General features: G+C 39.0%; 16 protein-coding genes. 7 read left to right on the forward strand and 9 right to left on the reverse strand.

Going from position 1 to position 18,360, the window contains the following annotated elements; translation table 11 throughout:
• Nucleotides 1-490 precede the first annotated feature (490 nt).
• Nucleotides 491-1,621 (reverse strand): tetratricopeptide repeat protein, encoded by a 1,131-nt coding sequence (locus ALPR1_RS05520; RefSeq protein WP_040302583.1) that lies wholly within the window; start codon nucleotides 1,619-1,621, stop codon nucleotides 491-493.
• A gap of 232 nt (nucleotides 1,622-1,853) precedes the next feature.
• Here ALPR1_RS05520 and ALPR1_RS20935 point away from each other — a divergent pair, with 232 nt between their 5' ends.
• Nucleotides 1,854-2,015, forward strand: a complete 162-nt coding sequence (locus tag ALPR1_RS20935; RefSeq protein ID WP_153231770.1) for a hypothetical protein — start codon at nucleotides 1,854-1,856, stop codon at nucleotides 2,013-2,015.
• Nucleotides 2,016-2,217: 202 nt separating this feature from the next.
• On the opposite strand, the gene ALPR1_RS05525 is transcribed toward ALPR1_RS20935, so the two are convergent.
• Nucleotides 2,218-2,949 (reverse strand): RDD family protein, encoded by a 732-nt coding sequence (locus ALPR1_RS05525; RefSeq protein ID WP_237701618.1) that lies wholly within the window; start codon nucleotides 2,947-2,949, stop codon nucleotides 2,218-2,220.
• 210 nt (nucleotides 2,950-3,159) lie between these two features.
• Here ALPR1_RS05525 and ALPR1_RS05530 point away from each other — a divergent pair, with 210 nt between their 5' ends.
• From ALPR1_RS05530 to ALPR1_RS05555, 6 genes are read left to right on the forward strand one after another with little or no spacing between them, the layout of a single operon-like run.
• A complete protein-coding gene (locus ALPR1_RS05530) occupies nucleotides 3,160-4,035 on the forward strand; it encodes a stage II sporulation protein M (RefSeq protein WP_237701619.1) in 876 nt (291 codons plus the stop codon).
• Nucleotides 4,008-4,841: a hypothetical protein gene (locus ALPR1_RS05535; RefSeq protein WP_008199048.1), complete on the forward strand. Its 834-nt coding sequence runs from the start codon at nucleotides 4,008-4,010 to the stop codon at nucleotides 4,839-4,841. Before ALPR1_RS05530 ends, ALPR1_RS05535 begins: the two co-directional genes overlap by 28 nt.
• The gene (locus ALPR1_RS05540) at nucleotides 4,834-5,583 is read left to right on the forward strand and encodes a DUF4129 domain-containing protein (protein ID WP_008199049.1); all 750 of its coding nucleotides are present in this window, start codon (nucleotides 4,834-4,836) and stop codon (nucleotides 5,581-5,583) included. Before ALPR1_RS05535 ends, ALPR1_RS05540 begins: the two co-directional genes overlap by 8 nt.
• Nucleotides 5,580-6,803 (forward strand): DUF4350 domain-containing protein, encoded by a 1,224-nt coding sequence (locus tag ALPR1_RS05545; protein WP_008199052.1) that lies wholly within the window; start codon nucleotides 5,580-5,582, stop codon nucleotides 6,801-6,803. Before ALPR1_RS05540 ends, ALPR1_RS05545 begins: the two co-directional genes overlap by 4 nt.
• Complete coding sequence (locus ALPR1_RS05550; RefSeq protein WP_008199054.1) at nucleotides 6,775-7,764, forward strand: AAA family ATPase; 990 nt, start codon at nucleotides 6,775-6,777, stop codon at nucleotides 7,762-7,764. Before ALPR1_RS05545 ends, ALPR1_RS05550 begins: the two co-directional genes overlap by 29 nt.
• A 1-nt stretch (nucleotide 7,765) precedes the next feature.
• Nucleotides 7,766-9,100 (forward strand): DUF58 domain-containing protein, encoded by a 1,335-nt coding sequence (locus ALPR1_RS05555; protein ID WP_040302586.1) that lies wholly within the window; start codon nucleotides 7,766-7,768, stop codon nucleotides 9,098-9,100.
• A 49-nt stretch (nucleotides 9,101-9,149) separates the two neighbouring features.
• On the opposite strand, the gene ALPR1_RS05560 is transcribed toward ALPR1_RS05555, so the two are convergent.
• The 7 genes from ALPR1_RS05560 to ALPR1_RS05590 form a co-directional block, all read right to left on the reverse strand.
• Nucleotides 9,150-10,463 carry a sulfatase-like hydrolase/transferase gene (locus ALPR1_RS05560; protein WP_008199056.1) on the reverse strand — a complete coding sequence of 438 codons (1,314 nt, stop codon included), beginning with the start codon at nucleotides 10,461-10,463 and terminating at the stop codon, nucleotides 9,150-9,152.
• A gap of 183 nt (nucleotides 10,464-10,646) precedes the next feature.
• Nucleotides 10,647-11,123 (reverse strand): GNAT family N-acetyltransferase, encoded by a 477-nt coding sequence (locus tag ALPR1_RS05565; protein WP_008199057.1) that lies wholly within the window; start codon nucleotides 11,121-11,123, stop codon nucleotides 10,647-10,649.
• A 160-nt stretch (nucleotides 11,124-11,283) separates the two neighbouring features.
• On the reverse strand, nucleotides 11,284-12,087 hold the full coding sequence (locus ALPR1_RS05570) for a DUF2971 domain-containing protein (RefSeq protein WP_008199058.1): 804 nt from the start codon (nucleotides 12,085-12,087) through the stop codon (nucleotides 11,284-11,286).
• 190 nt (nucleotides 12,088-12,277) lie between these two features.
• A complete protein-coding gene (locus ALPR1_RS05575; protein WP_008199059.1) occupies nucleotides 12,278-13,138 on the reverse strand; it encodes a mechanosensitive ion channel family protein in 861 nt (286 codons plus the stop codon).
• Nucleotides 13,135-13,665 (reverse strand): DUF1003 domain-containing protein, encoded by a 531-nt coding sequence (locus ALPR1_RS05580; protein ID WP_008199061.1) that lies wholly within the window; start codon nucleotides 13,663-13,665, stop codon nucleotides 13,135-13,137. The genes ALPR1_RS05575 and ALPR1_RS05580 overlap by 4 nt, the downstream gene beginning before the upstream one ends.
• A gap of 131 nt (nucleotides 13,666-13,796) precedes the next feature.
• Nucleotides 13,797-14,927: an FG-GAP repeat domain-containing protein gene (locus tag ALPR1_RS05585; protein ID WP_008199063.1), complete on the reverse strand. Its 1,131-nt coding sequence runs from the start codon at nucleotides 14,925-14,927 to the stop codon at nucleotides 13,797-13,799.
• Between the two features lie 192 nt (nucleotides 14,928-15,119).
• Nucleotides 15,120-18,272: a PVC-type heme-binding CxxCH protein gene (locus tag ALPR1_RS05590; protein ID WP_008199066.1), complete on the reverse strand. Its 3,153-nt coding sequence runs from the start codon at nucleotides 18,270-18,272 to the stop codon at nucleotides 15,120-15,122.
• Nucleotides 18,273-18,360: the final 88 nt, after the last annotated feature.

An 18,360-nucleotide genomic window follows, 5' to 3' on the forward strand; every position in this document is an offset into this window, starting at 1 on the left:
AATTGCCTACTCTTTTACAAACCACCTGCCTACATAGGCAGTAAATGTTCCAAATAATCCTACTCCGGTGGTCATTAGTACGGCGGCGTTTAGCCCCCCCCCCCCCAACTTTGCCAATCTCCAATATCCCAACTAATCCCTCCCCTCACAATACCCAGTACAGGGTATATTTTCTAAAAGCCTTCCTTCTTAGCTTACCCCCCCCTTGTCTAATCTACCTTCCACATCTGTTAGTCAGTATCTCCTGCCTTGGTGCTTGAATATGAGGTGCTCGTGGTCGATGACGAATAGGTGAAGTAGGGAACATCCGATGACTCGGTATCAGAGATTTGTGGTGGAGGTGAAGTGAACAGGATTTATGATTTCTGATTTTAGATATCAGATTTATTGTGTTAGAGTTAAGACTTGAGAAATAGTGTCAACTCTTTCCAAAATCTCCTGATTTGTATTTAGTAAATCCTAATTAATTTCAGATTAAATCGGTTTTAATTCATCTGCCGCTGCAATATTCTTTTTTTAAATCAATTGAATCTTCTCCACCTAATTCAATGGCCTTTGAAAAGTCTTGGCAGGCTTCTTCAATTTTATTCATTTGAATCAAGGATTTTCCTCTGTTTCGGTAGGCTATATAATAAGTTGGATCTAACTCAATTGCTCGTGTAAAATCAGGGATTGAACTCTCAAAATCCCCAAGATTTGCTCTCGTGTACCCTATATTGTTGTGATGCCAAGGATTAGATGGTTCCAGTTCAATAGCTTTAGAAAAATCTAGAATAGATTCAAAATAATCAGGAGGTGATTTTCTCGCCTTACAAACTCCTCTATTGACATACGACTTTGCATCAAAAGGATTTAATTTGATTGCTTTGGAATATTCAACAATTGCATCTTCGAATTTATTCTGAGAAGCGTAAAGGACACCTTTGTTATAAAAGGCATCTGCAAAGAAAGAGTCTATTTCAATTGCGAGATCATAATCTTTCAAAGCACCTTCAAAATCACCTTTTCTTTTTTTGATATTTCCCCTATTAGAATAGGCTTCTGCCATATCAGGGTCGATTTGTAATGCAAGTTCATAATCTTCCAGCGCCCCATTTAAGTCACCTTTATCAGATTTTATTGCTCCCCTATCTATATATGGTTTGGCATAACCCGGGTTTAGATAAATTGATTTTTCGTAATCTTCTAAAGCGCCTTCTATATCATGGAGTTTAAACCTTAAATGTCCTCGATTGGAATAAGCCAAATAAAATGTTGAATCTATAGAGATTGCTTCATCAAAATCTGAAAATGCATTCTCATATTCCCCAAATTGCATCCATATAGTACCTCTATTTACTATAGGGAAAACAATAACAGGATGCTCGTATTCTATTGCCTTGTTAAAATCTTCAATTGCGCCTACAAAGTCATATAACCTTAACCTAACAACACCTCTATTATAATAAGGAAGTGGATTGTATCTATCATAAAATATTGCTTTAGAGAATTCAGATTCAGATTCTTCAAGTTTTAATTCATTTTGCAATTCAACAGCTTTAGCATAGTGGTCTTTATAAGATTGTGAAATTGCAGGTATAGAAAGGCAAAGGAACAATGCAAGTTGGAGTGTGCGTTTCATAGATTGATAAAAACCATGAGTTTGAAGGATGAAAATTCAGAAAAATAATTCGTTTTTTTAATTAATAGTTGACTTTTTTCAGAGTTCTGTTTTTAGGAAAAAGCAGGAAGTGAGGCAAGCAGGAGAATTAAAAGGAATATAGTACGCACAATGAGTTTTCTTTGAATTCAGTATTATTTTTCTTTTTGTTTTCAATAGTCTTTCCTGTACTTGCAAGGCAAAAAGAAGATTTATGGCCCCAAAGTTTCTTGCCGAATTCCGAGTAAAAATGATGCGAGTCAGAGCTGGTATTGTAGAAAAGCCGGAAGACTTTCTATATTCAAGTGCAAGGAATCCCGCCACGGCGGGCAAGTACTTGGGATTAAAAGGTTTGATAGAAGTGGATTTTTGGTAAGTGGTCCTGATAAACCAATTACAAATTAGTTAGGATAGTAAAGCAGGACAAGGCGTTATAAAGCAATTCAGTGAATTGTTTTAGCCTTGGGCCAGTCCACGACAATTGTCGGGAGTGGGGCAGGAAAACTACGCTTAGAAAACGATCTGACTACACCCAGATGGGGGAAATTGGTACGATTTGACTACACCCAGAAGGGGACTTATACTTCGCCATACTCTTTTTGAGCAAAATATTCGTAATCCAGAATCAGCTGATCGATAAACTCAAGGGGTTTGGTATCGTAGCTGACCTGAAGCAGGGTACTGGTCTTTTCTGCTAATTTATTGATCAGTGCAAAATCATGAGATTTTAGCGCTTCTATCCTGATTTTTTTGATCTGAGTAAGCTGAGAATCATTCAAGTTGATGACTTGAGGGTATTTGGGTTCGTGTTCTTTGTTTACTTTGGTCAGTAGATCCTCCCGTTTTATTGCCTCTTGTTTTAGGGAAATGACAGTCGTTCCGGCAGCTAGGTCACCTAGCCTTTGGCCCTTGCCTCCTAAGAGAATCGTCAAAAGTGCAATCCCCCCAGAACTGAGTGTGATATCCACGGGTCTAAGAATCCATCGAAGCAGGTAACTACCAATGGTAGCTCTCGTGCCATCGAGCTGCACTACCCGAATTTCCATGGTATACTTACCTATTGACTGCCCATTCATAAAGATTTCAAATAGCAAATGATACAGCAGAAAAGGTAAAATAAGAAGTGTTGTTACGGCTATGGAACCGTTTTCAATTTTTAAAATGAAAAATGCAGTTATCGAAACCAAAATGAGATATACTCCTATGATAAAGAAGTCTATGACCTGGGCTAAAATCCTCGTTCCTACCGTTGCAGGGGATTGTCGGATCTGGATATTATGGGCCGTTTCGATATAATTTTCTTCCATCATTTGAAGGTGTCAGGGTTCTAAAATAAAGTTATCAGGAAAAATACCTTTACCATATTATTTAATAAAAATAATTTAATAGTTTTAGCAGAACCTAGTTGACTGAATGAGAGAATCCCTTTTTATCAAAAAGAATCAAGCTAAATGGCGTGAATTTGAAGAGCATATTTCTAAAAAAATACCCTTCCTGCTTCAGATTTAGCTGATTTGTACTTGGAGGTATCAGATGATCTCAATTTTGCCAGAACTTTTTTTCCAGAAGGAAAAACTGCTTCTTACCTCAACCATTTAGCCTCTCAATATCACCGGGAAGTATATCAAGACAAAAAGTTGGGAGCCAAAGCAGTGCTGGATTTTTATACAAAAGATTTTCCACTGTTGTTTTATAAATACCTTCCGCAGCTGGCTGCTTCTTTCTTTGTATTTGGCCTTTTTGTACTAATGGGAGCTTACTCTGCGAAAACTGATATTTCCTTTGTCCGCTCCATTCTTGGAGATGGCTATGTCAACCAAACGCTCGCGAATATAGATTCGGGTGACGCTATGGCTGTATATAAAAAAATGAACCAAATTGATATGTTTTTGGGAATCACAGTCAATAACATACGAGTGGCCATTACTGCTTTTGTAGCAGGGATCTTTGTGGGAATAGGCACATTGCTGGTATTGATGTACAATGGTGTCATGTTGGGATCATTCCAATATTTCTTCTTCGATCAAGAGTTATTCTGGGAATCTGCCCGTACTATTTGGATTCATGGTACGATAGAGATTTCGGTCATAGTCATTGCCGGATGTGCAGGTTTGGTTTTGGGAAATGGACTACTCTTTCCAGGCACATTTACCCGCATGTACTCCTTCCGTCAATCCATAAAAGATGGATTGAAGATTCTAATGAGTACCATTCCGTTTTTTGTATTAGCGGGGTTTTTAGAATCATTTGTCACGCGCTTGACTCAGATGCCTGATTTTCTCAGTATTCTGATCATCCTTGGGTCTTTTGCGCTGATCGTATTTTACTATGTTTACTTACCAATCAACCTAAATAAAAAGTCTACCACATGCAGCAGCAGTCCTACCTTGAATTAAGAGAGCGAAGAGAATTGGGAACGATCCTTTCCGATTCATTTACCTTCATTAGAATCAATAGAAGCCTCCTTTGGGACGTGCTATTAAATACCTCTGGAATTTTCTTTCTGTTGGCGATAGTGGTAGCAGGATTCTATCAGTATGCTACTACTTCCTCCTGGATGACCTCTGATCCACTTAGCTTTTTTTTGGTGCTTTTTTTATTGATGCTTACCAGTATCCTTTTTTATGCCTCTTTATCAGCTGCGATTTATGCTTTTATGAATAATTACATAGACAATAAAGGGGATGTACAAAAGGAAGTTGTAATTCAGGAAGCCCGATCCAATATGGGGGATCTGATTATACTTTCTATTATCACTGCAATAATCATGTTTTTCGGGTTTATATTTTTGGTTATTCCCGGAATTTATCTTTCAGTTCCTATGGCTATGGTTTATCCTGTATTCTGTTTCCAGAAACTGGGGAAATTTGCCAGTATTAGCGGGGCATTCAAACTTATTTCGGATTATTGGTGGGTTACCTTTGGTACTCTTTTGGTCATCTACATTGTATTTATGATCATGTCTTTTGTATTTCAACTTCCGAGTACAATTTACCTGGCCGTCATGGCTTTTTTCTCCGCGGCAAGTGGGAATCCAGAGCTTTCGGGTGATTTTATATACTTGATCTTATCCACCATAAGTTCGGCTGCCAGCAACTTACTCTCTGTCATTATAGTCGTTTGCTTAGGCCTGGTTTATTTGGATTTGGATGAAGAACAAAATAGAACTGGGATTAAGGCAAAACTCGAGGAACTTGGCTAGAATTGGACTCATAGCTCTTCTGTTTTTTTTGTTCCAATGGCAATCATTTGCTAGACCGGACATCCTGACCTTGCAAGACACTGTGCTTGCTGGCAATGACAGCTTAGGCTTTATTTACCATGAGGCTTGGTCATTCGAAGAAGGGTATGAAGAGAGCTATCTTTCCAGTGAAGCTTATTTATATAAAGAAATCCAGCAAGAGGAAAACTGGCTTCAGCGTGCAAATAACTGGTTGAAGGCAACTTGGAATAGATTTTTGGAATGGCTCTGGGATGGAGTAGCGCTTTCTGGGTTCTGGAAGGTTTTTTTTCAATTGGCCCCCTATTTATTAGTCTTGGCGCTTATGGTTTTACTCGTCTGGCTCGCCATGAAATTCAGTTCAGAAAACAACCGAGATCTTAAAGAACAGGTTTCTGGTATTAGTTCAGATGAAATTCTGATTAAAAGTAGCAATCTGAAAAAACTGGCTGAAGAAGCTCTACAGAATCAGGATTTTCGACTTGCCCTGAGATACAGATACCTATTGGTGCTTAGGCACCTGATCGAGCAAAAACTAATTTTATGGAAATCTTCCAAGACGAATTATGATTACCAAAAGGAGTTGAAGGAAAGCTCTTTCCTTGCAGCATTCACGGAAGTGACGCGAATTTATAATTTCGTTTGGTATGGGCATTTGGATCTGGATGCCAAGACTTATGCTGAATTTGAACAAGCTTTCAATCATATAGACCAACAGTCATGAGTCAGGGACAAAAGATTATAATGACTGTTCTTTCTCTATTGCTTTTGGGCATCCTTTTGCTGATTTATTCTAGTCCAGCGCCTTTGGATTGGTCGCCAAGTTATGAACAAAATGACACCCGCCCATTGGGGGCGAAAGTATTCTATGACCTGGTTCAGAAACATCCGGGGGATTGGAAAGATAGTACGATCCCTCCTTTTGAGGCCATTGAGGAAATCCCAGACTCGGCTACTTACGTGTTTATCAACGACTATTTCAGTACAGATCCGGATGAGTTTGGGCACCTTTTGAATTGGGTTCGTAGGGGTGGGCATTTGTTTGTTTCAGCTTCTGGTATTTCTAAGGTCTTGTTGGATAGCTTGGCTTTGCGTGAACAAGTCTTTCCTGAAGCTTTTGAGGCAGAACGGATTTATACCTTAAGTTTGGAAAGCCCTATGAACTTGTCTCAACCTGCTACTTTTGACCAATTACATCGTGGGGAGTATTTTGAATGGGGCGATACCACGCAAGTACAAGTCTTGGGGAAAATCAATGACCAGAATAGTTTAGATCCAGAAGAATCCAAGCCAAATTTTATCCAGCTTAGAGAAGGAAATGGACTTGTTACATTGCATGCTTTTCCAGAAGTGTTTTCCAATTATTTTCTCTTAGATCAAGTCAATAAATCTTACACAGAACAGGTATTGGGAACCTGGGATTTGGATCATCCGGTTCTGCTGGATCATTACATCAAATCAGGCAAAATTTCCAGTTCCTCACCTTTGTACTTAGTGCTGAGTAATCGGTATCTCAAGGCAGCCTATTTTACTTGCTGGGTTTTGCTGCTGCTTTGGGTGGTATTTGAAGGAAAGCGGAAACAAAAAGCGATTAAGCTTATCAGACCTCCCGAGAATAAATCCTTGGAATTTGCGAAAACCATCTCCTCTATTTACCTCAACCAAGAGGATATGACTCAGCTTGGGCAATTGCAATTGAGTTTATTCTGGTATTACTGCAGGACTCAATTCAATTTGTATGAAGAAAACAGGGAGGAGCTTGCTGAATCATTGGCCAACAAAAGTGGCGTGAGTTTGATTGAAACCCAAGGATTACTAAAACAACTCACCTTGCTTGAGACTAAAGAACAGCTGAATCAAGAAGATATACAGCGGATTAATGAATTCATAGAAGACTTTAAATCAAAACAAACTCATGGAAGAAATCTCCAACCCGCAGGATAGTGGCAATCCTTTTGGCAATCGCCTGCCAGTGGAACAGGTTGCTCAGGGGATAGAAAAAGTCCGTCAAGAAATAAAGAAGACAATTGTAGGTCAAGACGAAATGATTGAACTCATGATCGTGGGGCTTTTAAGTAAAGGGCATATCCTACTTGATGGGGTTCCGGGTATTGCAAAAACCCTGACCAGTAAACTGTTTGCCAAATCAGTCAATACCGGGTATAGCCGAATTCAGTTTACTCCAGATCTCATGCCGGCAGATGTCCTGGGTACATCGGTTTTTAATTCAGGGAATTTTGAATTCAAGAAAGGTCCTATTTTCTCTAATATTATCCTCATAGATGAAATCAACCGTGCCCCTGCCAAGACTCAATCCGCAATGTTTGAAGTCATGGAAGAAAGGCAGGTTACGATGGATGGGCATACTTATCCCATGGCTCAACCTTTTATGGTTTTGGCCACACAAAACCCCATCGATTCTGAGGGAACGTATCGCTTGCCTGAAGCTCAGTTGGATAGATTTCTTTTCAAAATCCATCTTGATTTACCTAACCTTGAGGAGGAAATCTTGATTCTCAAAAACCGTGGTTCTGAGACGGAAAATGAGCCAAATGTAGTTCCAGCAATTTCAGGAGAAGATGTTCTAAATTTTCAGAAATGGACCTCCGTCATCAGAGTTGAGGAAAAATTAATCCAGTACATTGCTACGATTGTTGTGAAAACAAGAAATCATCCCAGCCTTTATGCTGGTGCCTCACCTCGTGCTTCATTGGCGATATTCCGTGCTTCACAGGCATTTGCGGTGATCGAAGGGAGAGATTTTGTCATTCCAGAGGATATAAAAAGAGCTGCAATTCCAGCCATGCGTCATCGAATTATTCTCAATCCAGAGAAGGAAATGGAAGGAATTTCTCCTGACTTGGTATTGGAAGGTATCATTCAATCTATCGAAATCCCACGTTAACTTGTTTACATTCTTTAAACAGTTGTTTTTGGGGAAAAGACTCTATCTCGGGTTGGTTGCCATTGGGATTTTGTTTTTCCTGTCTTATTGGTTTTGGGTTTTATATCCCATTGCCCTCTTTTTTATGTCCATGCTGCTGGTACTTTTTGCTGTGGATTTTCTATTGATTTTTGGGAAAAGGTATGGTATTTCTGGAGAGAGAAAACTTCCTGAGAAATTTTCCAACAGTGATGAAAATGAGGTAGGTGTTTCTTTGAGGAATGACTACCGGTTTTCAGTTCGACTTTTTGTGCTGGACGAATTACCTGAGCAGTTTCAAAAAAGGGACTTTGGGTATTATACAAGTTTAGCTTCAGATGAAGTTCAGGAGAGTTCTTATTTGCTAAGTCCCAAAATGAGAGGGGAATATCAATTCGGTAGCCTTCATGTTTTTGCCTATGGGCCACTGGGGCTGGTTGCCAAACGCTATAGTTTTGATAAAAGCCAAGTGGTGAAGGTGTACCCTTCCTTTTTGCAAATGAGGAAATATGAGTTTTTTGCTTTTAATGCATTGAAGCGAGAGCATGGACTCAAAAAACTTCGGAAGTTTGGACAGAGTAGGGAGTTTGAACAAATCAAACCCTATGTTTCCGGAGATGATATTCGGAACCTCAATTGGAAAGCCGCTGCTAAATCAGGTAAGTTGATGACCAATCACTTTCAGGAGGAAAAATCCCAGCCGGTTTATTCTATCATTGATCTAGGAAGAGTGATGAAAATGCCCTTTGCAGGACTTAGCTTGTTGGATTATGCGATCAACAGTAGTTTGGCATTTACTAACATAGCACTGAAAAATGGGGATAAAGCTGGGTTGGCTACTTTTTCAAATCAAATAGGGCCTACCTGTGAAGCCAATCGTAGGCCTGCTCAGCTGATGTCTGTGATGGAGTTACTTTATAATGTGAAGACAGGATATCCTGAGTCAGATTTCGGGAAGCTCTATAGCTGGGCAAGGAAAAAGCTGGGCCAAAAAAGCTTGCTAATTATTTACACTAATTTTGAACATGCAGGAGCGATGAAGCGGCAATTGCCCTTTCTCAAGGCACTGTCCAAACACCATTTGGTTTTGGCAGTGATTTTTGAAAATCACCTACTGGTTAATTTTTCTAATGAACCAGCGAGTACCCTGTCAGAAATTGCCGAAAAAACCATCGCAGCGAAGTTTGTTTATGACAAAAAGCTTATAGCAAAGGAGCTGAACAGACATGGGATACAGACCATCCTCTGCGCACCGCAGGACCTGAGCATGCAAACCATCAATAAATACATGGAAATAAAAGCTAAGGGATTGATTTGAAAGATTCGCTGCTGATTGCTCTTGCGAAGATGGGCAATCCCAAAGTTTCTTACCGAATCCCCTCAAATTTGGATAATGCTTTGGTAAGGGTTTTAAAAGCCTTTTTTCCTTGCCTATCTAAACCTTTTAAATCTAGCGGGTCTTCTTCAAGCCAGTCATCCTGAATATTAAAAAACTCTCCAGTTTTGTAGAGCTTGTATTCTTTGTTCCAAACAAACTCCTGCAGGCTTTCCAGATCTCCATTTCTTGAATACCAACTGTATATCCAATTTCTAGGATTTCCTTCTTTACCCATTAGTTGTGGCATAAAACTCACCCCATCTAATGGGATACCATGAACTGCTTTTATTCCTGCCAAATCCAGAAGTGTAGGGAGAAAATCACTAAAATCTATTAAATCTTCATTTTGTATACCAGAGTCAATTTTCCCCTTCCACTTCACCACCAAAGGAACGTGAATTCCATTTTCCGTGGTAAACTTTTTTCCTCCGGGATAATCTTTCCCTCTATAGCTAGAAACAATGGGTTGATCCGTGCCATTGTCTCCTGTGAAAATAATAATCGTTTCCTCACTTAATCCCATCTCTTCTACTTTGGCAATAATTTTCCCGACAGTCTTATCCATGTAGGCCACCATATCACCAAAATATTGAGGGTCCCCTTTGTAAGTTGGCGAACCTGGGCTGGAAGGGTCCCAATCTTTTGAATCTGGCGTGGGCACAAAGGGGCAATGGGTTATGATCATGGGGTAATAGGCGAAAAATGGTTGATCCTTATTTTTCTCCATAAAATCAATCAAAAAATCACTGGTAATATCGGTAGAGAATTGACCTCCGTCAAAATGTTTTGGGACACCATTGATTTCCAGAACCGGGTTGGAATAGCGGGTGTCATTTCCATTCTTATCCGTTGCACCCAGCATATGTTGCCATAAGCAGGATTCCTCAAAACCAAAATGCTGAGGTGAATCGCTCTCTTTTCCAAGTTGCCATTTCCCCGCAATAGCTGTTTTATATCCAGCGTCTTTTAGCAATTTGGCAAACGTGGTTTGGCTGCGGTCGAGTTGACCGAAAACCGTATAGTTTCTGACATTGTACTGCCCTGTCATGATCTGTACTCTCGAAGGGGTGCAAAGTGGTTGCGCAAAAGCGTTTTCAAACTTTGCTCCTTGAGCTGCCATAGCATCAATAAAAGGAGTTTGATAGGATGTGCCTCCATACGAACCAATGGTTTCTACTCCCAAATCGTCTGCCATGATCAAGATGATGTTTGGAGGTCTATCTTGGGCAAAAGATTGAAAGCTAAGAAAAAAAATACCTGAGATGATTATTAAAAACCCGGGAAAGGAGGCAGTTGAAGACATGATATTAATGGGGAAAGAATTTCTTCTAAACAAAGTAAGGCTTGAAATAAGCAAAAGCTAAAATCCTGAATGTTTTTCCTTTTCCTTACTTTTTTAGTTGGTGAGTATGTATTGCATATACCATTGATAAGCTTTTTCGCCACTGATTTCTGTGGGGTGGTGAAAATTCTCTTCTGAAATGCATTAATGTTTTGATTTATTTTCCCACTTAACCTTTAGTGCAGAAATCCCCCTTGATTCAAATCTGGAGTCTGACAAAATTTTAAACCCATTTTTTGTATAAAATTTCAATGGTGATTTATAAAACTCACTGTTTTTCTTTTTGTCATGGTTATGGTCGATAACCCAACCATTTAATTCAGATTCTCTTTGTTTTGCAAGCTCAAGTATGCTAGTTCCTATTCCTTTTCCTTGAAGCTTTGAATCTAAAATTATAGCAAACCATTTTTCGTTGTCTCTCAAAAAATCAAAGTACCAACCTTTGATCTTGCCTTCTGAATTAATTAAAAGTAGATGATTTTGCTCCTTCAGTTGATTGAGGTAATTCTCAAAATCTGTAATTGACTTATGGGCCAGCTTTTCAGGATATTCATTGTTCCATAGATCAAAAACCTCAAGTTTTTCGGATTCTGAAAGTGCTGAACATTGGATGAAATCCATTTTTGAGATTATTTAAATTGGGCTAATGGTTTGCGGTTTTCGAAAGTTGCGGGAGTAAGGATGTGAACTTATCGGCTAACGATTTAGTTTATAGGGAATTAAATTTAGTTCTTATTTGTAAAACCCGTAATTTGAGATGAACCGCTGTTGCCCACAGTTATTATATAATTCTTTCTCTTTCTAATTCAAATTTCCAATCTACTTTGATAGCCTTAAAAAGTGCAATTTTTTTTGCTTTAGCAATATCAATTATTCCTTGGATTTCATTCCTTGGAAATTCTGCACCAATAATTATCTCCTTAAAAAAGGAATCAGGAATTTTAAATTTTCTTTGGTCAGAAGAAGGTTCTACATCTTGATCATATATCTTTACTAATCTATATTCGTCTTCGTATTCCCAATTTTTTGCTTTATAGTGGGTTTGGAGTTCATAAGTTTCTGGAAGAATTGCCTTTATCGGATCTATCAATGGATATGTATTTGTGTAAGTAACAAAACCACCGTAATAAAAATTTTTTGAATTAGTTAAAGCTTCTAAATCAAACCCATAACAAATTCCTTGGTGATTTTGTCCATAATGACTCCACATTAATATATCATTCCATTTTTTAGTTAAACAAAGTATTCCTAAAATTTTACTTTGTGTATCAATACTGATTTCGCTTATATTTTTTTGAAGAATTTCAGGATTTTTCCACATAGATTTTTTGAAGTTTTCCGAAACTTTTTCAAAATCTTCTCCATCTAATAAAATTTTTAGTTTTTGCCTAGATAATATTCTTTCTGCATATTCAAAGGCTCTTTCTTTTGTTTCTAAAAGTTTTAGGCAAGGTGGAATCCTGCAATCAAATGGATCATTAAAACTTGTTGAACTTGATAAAAACAATTCATTTTCAAACAATATTTTCCGACTATGATCTGCAGTAAAATCTTTGTATTTATAAATGATTTTTGGTTCTTCCATATAAATTGTGAGCAACACTTGTATAAACCCCATTACCAACTGCCTATAGCGTTTATATCGCATTTATCCACAAGGGTAAAAGTTGTTTCGAAACCAAATTAAAAAATTCGTTCGGATTCTATTCTAGAACTGCCCAAACATCTTAATTACAAATCAATTCTCTTGATTTAAAAGTAAAAGGGAAGCTTGATTATTTATTGTTTTGCTCAGGATTCTTGATGATAACATTTTGATAGCTATAGGGGATTTCTATTCCTTCTTCATCAAATCTTTCTTTAATGGATCGCAGTAAATCGCAATACATTACAAATCCATTTGAGGCAGTGTCAGAATATGCCCAAGCCTTTAATGTGACAGATGAATTACCAAGGGCCACCACTCTGGAAGTGACTTCAGGCACGTTATTTTGAATGTCTTCTGCAGTTCTGTTGTCCAAATGAAGTGGGTGCTTGATAATTTCTTCTTCCATTATTTTAAGGGCTTTCCCTAAATCTGAATCATAGCCGACTCCAATCTCTATCATTTTGCAAACCTTCGTTTCGGTCAAGTTTGCATTCACAATTACCTGAGTGCTTATTACTGAGTTGGGTACTATAACCCGGTTGTTTTCGAAGTCTCTGAGAACTACCTGCCTCAGATTGATTTCTTCCACAATTCCGGTATAAGTTTGATTAAAAGTGATTCGATCATTGATTTTGAAAGGCTTGAACATGACAATTAGAAAACCACTCATAATATTGCTCAGTGCCTGTTGAGATGCTAAACCAGCGACAAGTGATAAAATACCTGCACCAGCCAATAAAGAATGGCCCACAATTTTCATTTCAGGGATCTGCACAAGCGCGAAGGAAATCCCGATGATATAAATAATTGCTGTGATGACTTTTTTGGCAAAAACGTAGCTTGTGGGGTCGATATGCTTTGTTAGAACAAGCTTCTTGATATATTTTTCAGACAAATGCTTGAAAGTAAAGGCAATAATAATCGTGGCGACGAATATTATTCCTACAATGAGTAATGTTCTAAAATCTGTGAAAATTGATTTTATCATAATTTCTGTTCAATCCTTTTTAAAATTTCTAATTGGGCTGCTTGACTTTCGAATAAGGACTGGATTTGTTCCCCAAGGATCAAGTCTATTTTTTGGTTTAAGGCATTGATTTCCAATTCAGCTTTCAGATTAATGAGGTAATCATTCTCTCCACGTTTCCTGTCTTTTTCTTCTTGCCTATTCTGACTCATCATGATCACAGGTGCCTGCAAAGCCGCAATGCAGGAAAGTATGAGGTTCATCAGGATAAAAGGGTATGGATCAAAGTTGTCCTTTACCGGAGTCAACGTATTGAAAAGTATCCAAACAACCAGGATTATTAAGAAAGTAATGATGAATGCCCAGCTGCCGCCGAATTTGGCAACCTTGTCAGAAATACTTTGCCCCTTGGTCAGTAGTTCTTTGGGAGGGTTTAACAGGTTATTGGTGATCAAATTCTGATCTTCAATTGCTTTCTTTACTATCTCTTGAAGCTTCTTGATCTGCGCATTTTTAGCTGTCAATAAATTATCTAAATCCTGGTCCATAGCCTGTGTTTCGATTGGAATTTTTTTTATTAAATATAACAGCTATTTGCGAGCGATTATATCGCATTTGTCCACAAGGGTAATAGATCTTACGAAACCAAATTAAAAAATTCTAAAAATGTAATACCTGATTATTTTTTGTTTCCCAAATTATGGAAAACCACCAGCCCATCTTTACCAGCAACAGCGATATCCTTCCATCCATCGCCATTCAAATCTTCTACTGAAAAATATAAGCCGGTTCCCTTTCCTTCTCCTGCAGGTCCGTAGCTGATCACGTTTTTGGAGAAAGATTCTCCATTCCATTTGAAATAATAAAGCCCCACATAGTCTTTGCCCCCCGGGTCTTTACCATTATGAGCCCGATGGCGCTTGCCAGTGACCAACTCATTTTGTCCATCATTATCGATATCTACCCATTCCATGGTATGGTATTGGGATTGAAAAGGATCGATTTGATGCTTGACAAAACTGATTTCACTTCCCGATTTCTTCTGCTCCATCCAAAACAAACCAAAAGCATGTGCCTTCCCAACAATGATATCAGGTAATCCATCAGTATTGACATCCGCAACAATCATCGGAATACTGGCATCACCTAAGTCAAAATCCTCATGTAAAACCCATTTCCCGGTTTTTAGATCGTTTGGAGCTTCCAGCCAGCCGTTGGAAATCACCAGATCTTTGCGCCCATCTCCATTGATATCCCCCAATCCCAGACCATGGCCATGCATATCGACAACAGGGTATTTTTGGAACTGATCAGGGCCGGTTTTTTTATAATATGCCAAGGCTTTTCTTGGAGTATTTGGAAAGATTTCCAAAACCCCATCGCCATCTATATCCCAACCTCGTGTTGTTTCTATATTCCCTGTTTTGGCAATTTCATGAGTTTTCCATTCTGATCCATCTCCCGGATTTTCCTTCCAGATCAAGGTTCCCTCAAACCATCCTCCGGTCACAAAATCCATCTTTCCATCCTCATTCACATCCATGGGAATGGTCGAAAAATCCTCATAATATTCCCCAAAACGTTTGACTTGGCCAATCAAAGAGCGATCGACAAATTCTGGGCCTTTGTACCAAAAACTACCCGAAACCAAATCCAAAACCCCATCATTATCTACATCAAATACTCCTACCGATTCCGTGCTTTCAAAAGCAATGAACTGTTTTTCGAATTTGACAGTCATTTCTTGGGCATAACTACTCAAAGAAAAACTTACAAAAAGCAGTAAAAATACGGGTTTGATTGGGTTCATGGTGTCATTTGATTATTGTACAAAGTACTATGTACCATGCACAAAGAATTGATGAATCTTGATTTTTTGTAGAGATAACTCTGTTGCCTTCTCTTCTTTTTGAAAGGGCTGAAATTTGAAGTAATCATTCTGAAGTCTGAAGTCATAATTCAGAAGTCTGAAATGTGACAACTGACAACTGACCACTGACCACTATTTTTCCATTGGATGCATTTCAAGCAGATCTGCAGGCTTATAGAATCCTTCATGATCTTTAATCTCTTCTCTGACTTTTTTGACTAAATCAGGAGAAATTGCTGAAGCCTGATTACCAAATGAATTTCTTACAAATGTCAACACTGCAGCCACTTCAGAATCATCCAGCATACCTTCGAATGGAGTCATAGGAACTTGACCTGGGTAGTCCTTACCCAATACTGTAATCGGACCTAACAAGCCTTTTAAGGCAATCTTAATCAAGCGCTCTTCATTTCCTGTCACCCAAGGTGTGCCTGCTAAAGGAGGGAAGCCAGATGCAGCCAGTCCTCGACCATTTTCCTGATGACAGGTAGAGCAGAATCCTTCTCTTGCATAAATCTCTTTGCCTAAAACAAATAGTTCTCTATCCGATCCAGTCAATGAGGATTTTATATCTTCTTCTTTTTTCTCAGCGACAGAAAGGCCGTTGATATGTGCAATGGCAGTTTCCAAAGTTCGAGGAATCCAAGTTTGGTCTTTTTCCTGTTTTTCGGCTTCCGCCAAAATTGGAACGCCCACTTCTTTTGGTAGCCAGGAAGCTGCTGCTATGGCTTCCATTCTCACTCTTCCATTAGGGTCTTTTACAGCGGCCATTAGCAAGTCTGACTGATCAGCTACCTGATGTCCTGTATACCTCAAAACCCTGACAGAAGCTGCCCTGACACGGTAATCTTCCGATTGTAAAAGCTGCTTCAAGAGATCCTGGTTTACTTTATTGATGCCCCAGGTCACCCAAAGACCTTCTAATCGATGGTGCTCATAGCGAGGATCTGAAGGATCCAATTCAGCGATCCATTTTTCTACTGCCTGATACACTTCATCCGCATCTCTGCCTCGAAGTTCTCTTCGGGTACGATATCTGGTTCTATATTCTGGAAGTTTAAGGTTTTCTAATAATTCAGGTATGCTTGCGCCATCAATTTTTGCTGGTTCCAATAATGGGCGCGAAGGATAAGTGACTCTATAAATTCTGCCATGTACATGATCTCTGAATGGGTCTCTAGCATTATGTTGCATGTGACCGATCAGGATGTTGTGCCAATCGACCACATAGAGAGATCCATCTGGTGCGATCTCCATGTCTACAGGTCGGAAATTCCCGTCTGTAGAGGTGATTAAGTCTTGTGACCAATTAGTAGTAAAACCAACCGTGTCTTCTTTGACTTTATGCTGTTTGGTTCCCAAGAATCCAATGGTATTATTAATGATCAAATCTCCCTGAGCTTCTTCAGGAAAATGTCGGCTATAAATAAACTCCAAACCAGATGTAGGCCGAACCATATGTTCCTGCTCAATCAAATTTGGGCCTTTATAATTGGCATTTCCATACCTAGGATACACTGAGCCAGGAAGCATCCAGTTGACGTTAGGGCCGGAAGTCTCTGCGTAGAAGTTCTGTCCCCATTCATCAAAAGCGATTCCCCAAGGATTTGGGATGCTCACTTGATTTACTCTTTCCAATTTATGTCTCTTGGGCTCATATCTGTAAAAACCACCGTTAGTCGCTCTGACAGGGCCATAGGAGGTTTCGATATTAGAGTGAAGGAACACGCCCTCTGCCATATGAATAGCTCCACTTTCATCCGTAGTAAAAGCAGAAATGGCATGATGCGTATCATGATCATCAAAACCACTTAATAGGATTTCTTTGCTATCAGCTTTCCCGTCACCGTCAGTATCTTTCAATAACACCAAATTGGGAGCTTGAGAAACGTAAACTCCCTCCGTAGCGATTTCAAATCCAACAGGGATAGAAAGTCCATCAGCAAAGACCGTTTCTTTATCAGCCTTGCCATCGTTATCAGTATCTTCTAAAATGATAAGTTTATCATTGGGTTTAGAATCTCCTGGCTTGTAATGAGGATAACTAGGCATCACCGCCACCCAAAGACGTCCTTTATTGTCAAAAGACATTTGTACTGGATTGGCTAGCTCTGGGAATTCTTCTTCAGAGGCAAAAAGCTCAATTTTATAACCCTCAGGAACTGTGATGGTTTCAAGAGCATCCTCTCCATATTTATATTCCAAATCTCCATTTGCATCAGGGTTGTAATTCGTTTTTACTTCTGGCAAAGTTCTGGTCAATGCATCAGCAGCTGCTAAATCTTTCTTTTCTCCTTTCGTGGCCATCCAAATAGCAGTATCACGGATAGCAGTCATTTGACGAATTTTTTCCAATTCAAATGGGTAGTTGTCTGGTCCAAATGGATCATACCTTCTTCCAAAAACATGGACCCCATTGGGTATTTTATAATCGTTGTGCCAGATCCAGTTTTTTTCCATGACAGCTTCATGGATCAGCTCTTCATGTTGAGTTGCCTTTGACTGCCCTCCAAAAAGTTCATCAGCTAAAAACTCAGAAAACATTTGATAACCTTTGTCATTTAACTGAGATCCATCAATGGTTAATGGCTCATTTTCCATCGCATACCATTTCTCGCTAGGCCCGAAAGCATCAATGAAAATAACATTCTCATATTTGGAAGTAACCTCTTCCATAGCTTCAGTATAGCTTAATAAATTCTTGTTTTCTTGCTCTCCATTTGGAACATCCAATTGATCAGAAAGATCCTCAAATGCAATTGGAGACACTATCGCTAATTGTGGAGGAAGAGTGTCATGGTAATTTTGTGAGAGGGTGTGTCGGATAAATGCATCCAATTCCGCTTTGTAATTTTCAATTCCTGCTTCTCCCTGAAAACTTTCGGGACTTCCAAAAAATCCAATAATGATATCTGCATTCAATCTATTTAACCACTCATCAGGCTTTTCAAAAAAACCTATGCTACCAGAAGGTGTTGCGTATTCTTCTTGAAATTCCTCTGCTCCGGGAAAAGCCCAAGGGTCATTGGTAGCGGATCTAGGTCTGAATCCCGGAGTGTCACCAGGATCACTCATGTTTCTGATGAAAAGCTCTTGATCCGGAAACCTCTTGTAAATTTCCGTTTCAAAGTATCCGAAATTCATCATTCGGGACCCTAGGTTATTGCCAACCATGGCGATCGTACTGTTTTTTTTAACCTCTAACTTTTTGTCAGGCGTGCAACTAAATGCTAAAAGTCCAACTACGACAACAAGTAATTGGAATAGTGATTTTGTTCTTTTCATGATTGGGTATTCACATCTATCCTAAGTTTAAGGAGAAATGCAGGGTTTAACAAGATTATTGTAGTCTTCGGAAATATTCTGTGGTTAA

Origin of the sequence: Algoriphagus machipongonensis, from assembly GCF_000166275.1 — a bacterium.
Lineage (GTDB): Bacteria > Bacteroidota > Bacteroidia > Cytophagales > Cyclobacteriaceae > Algoriphagus > Algoriphagus machipongonensis.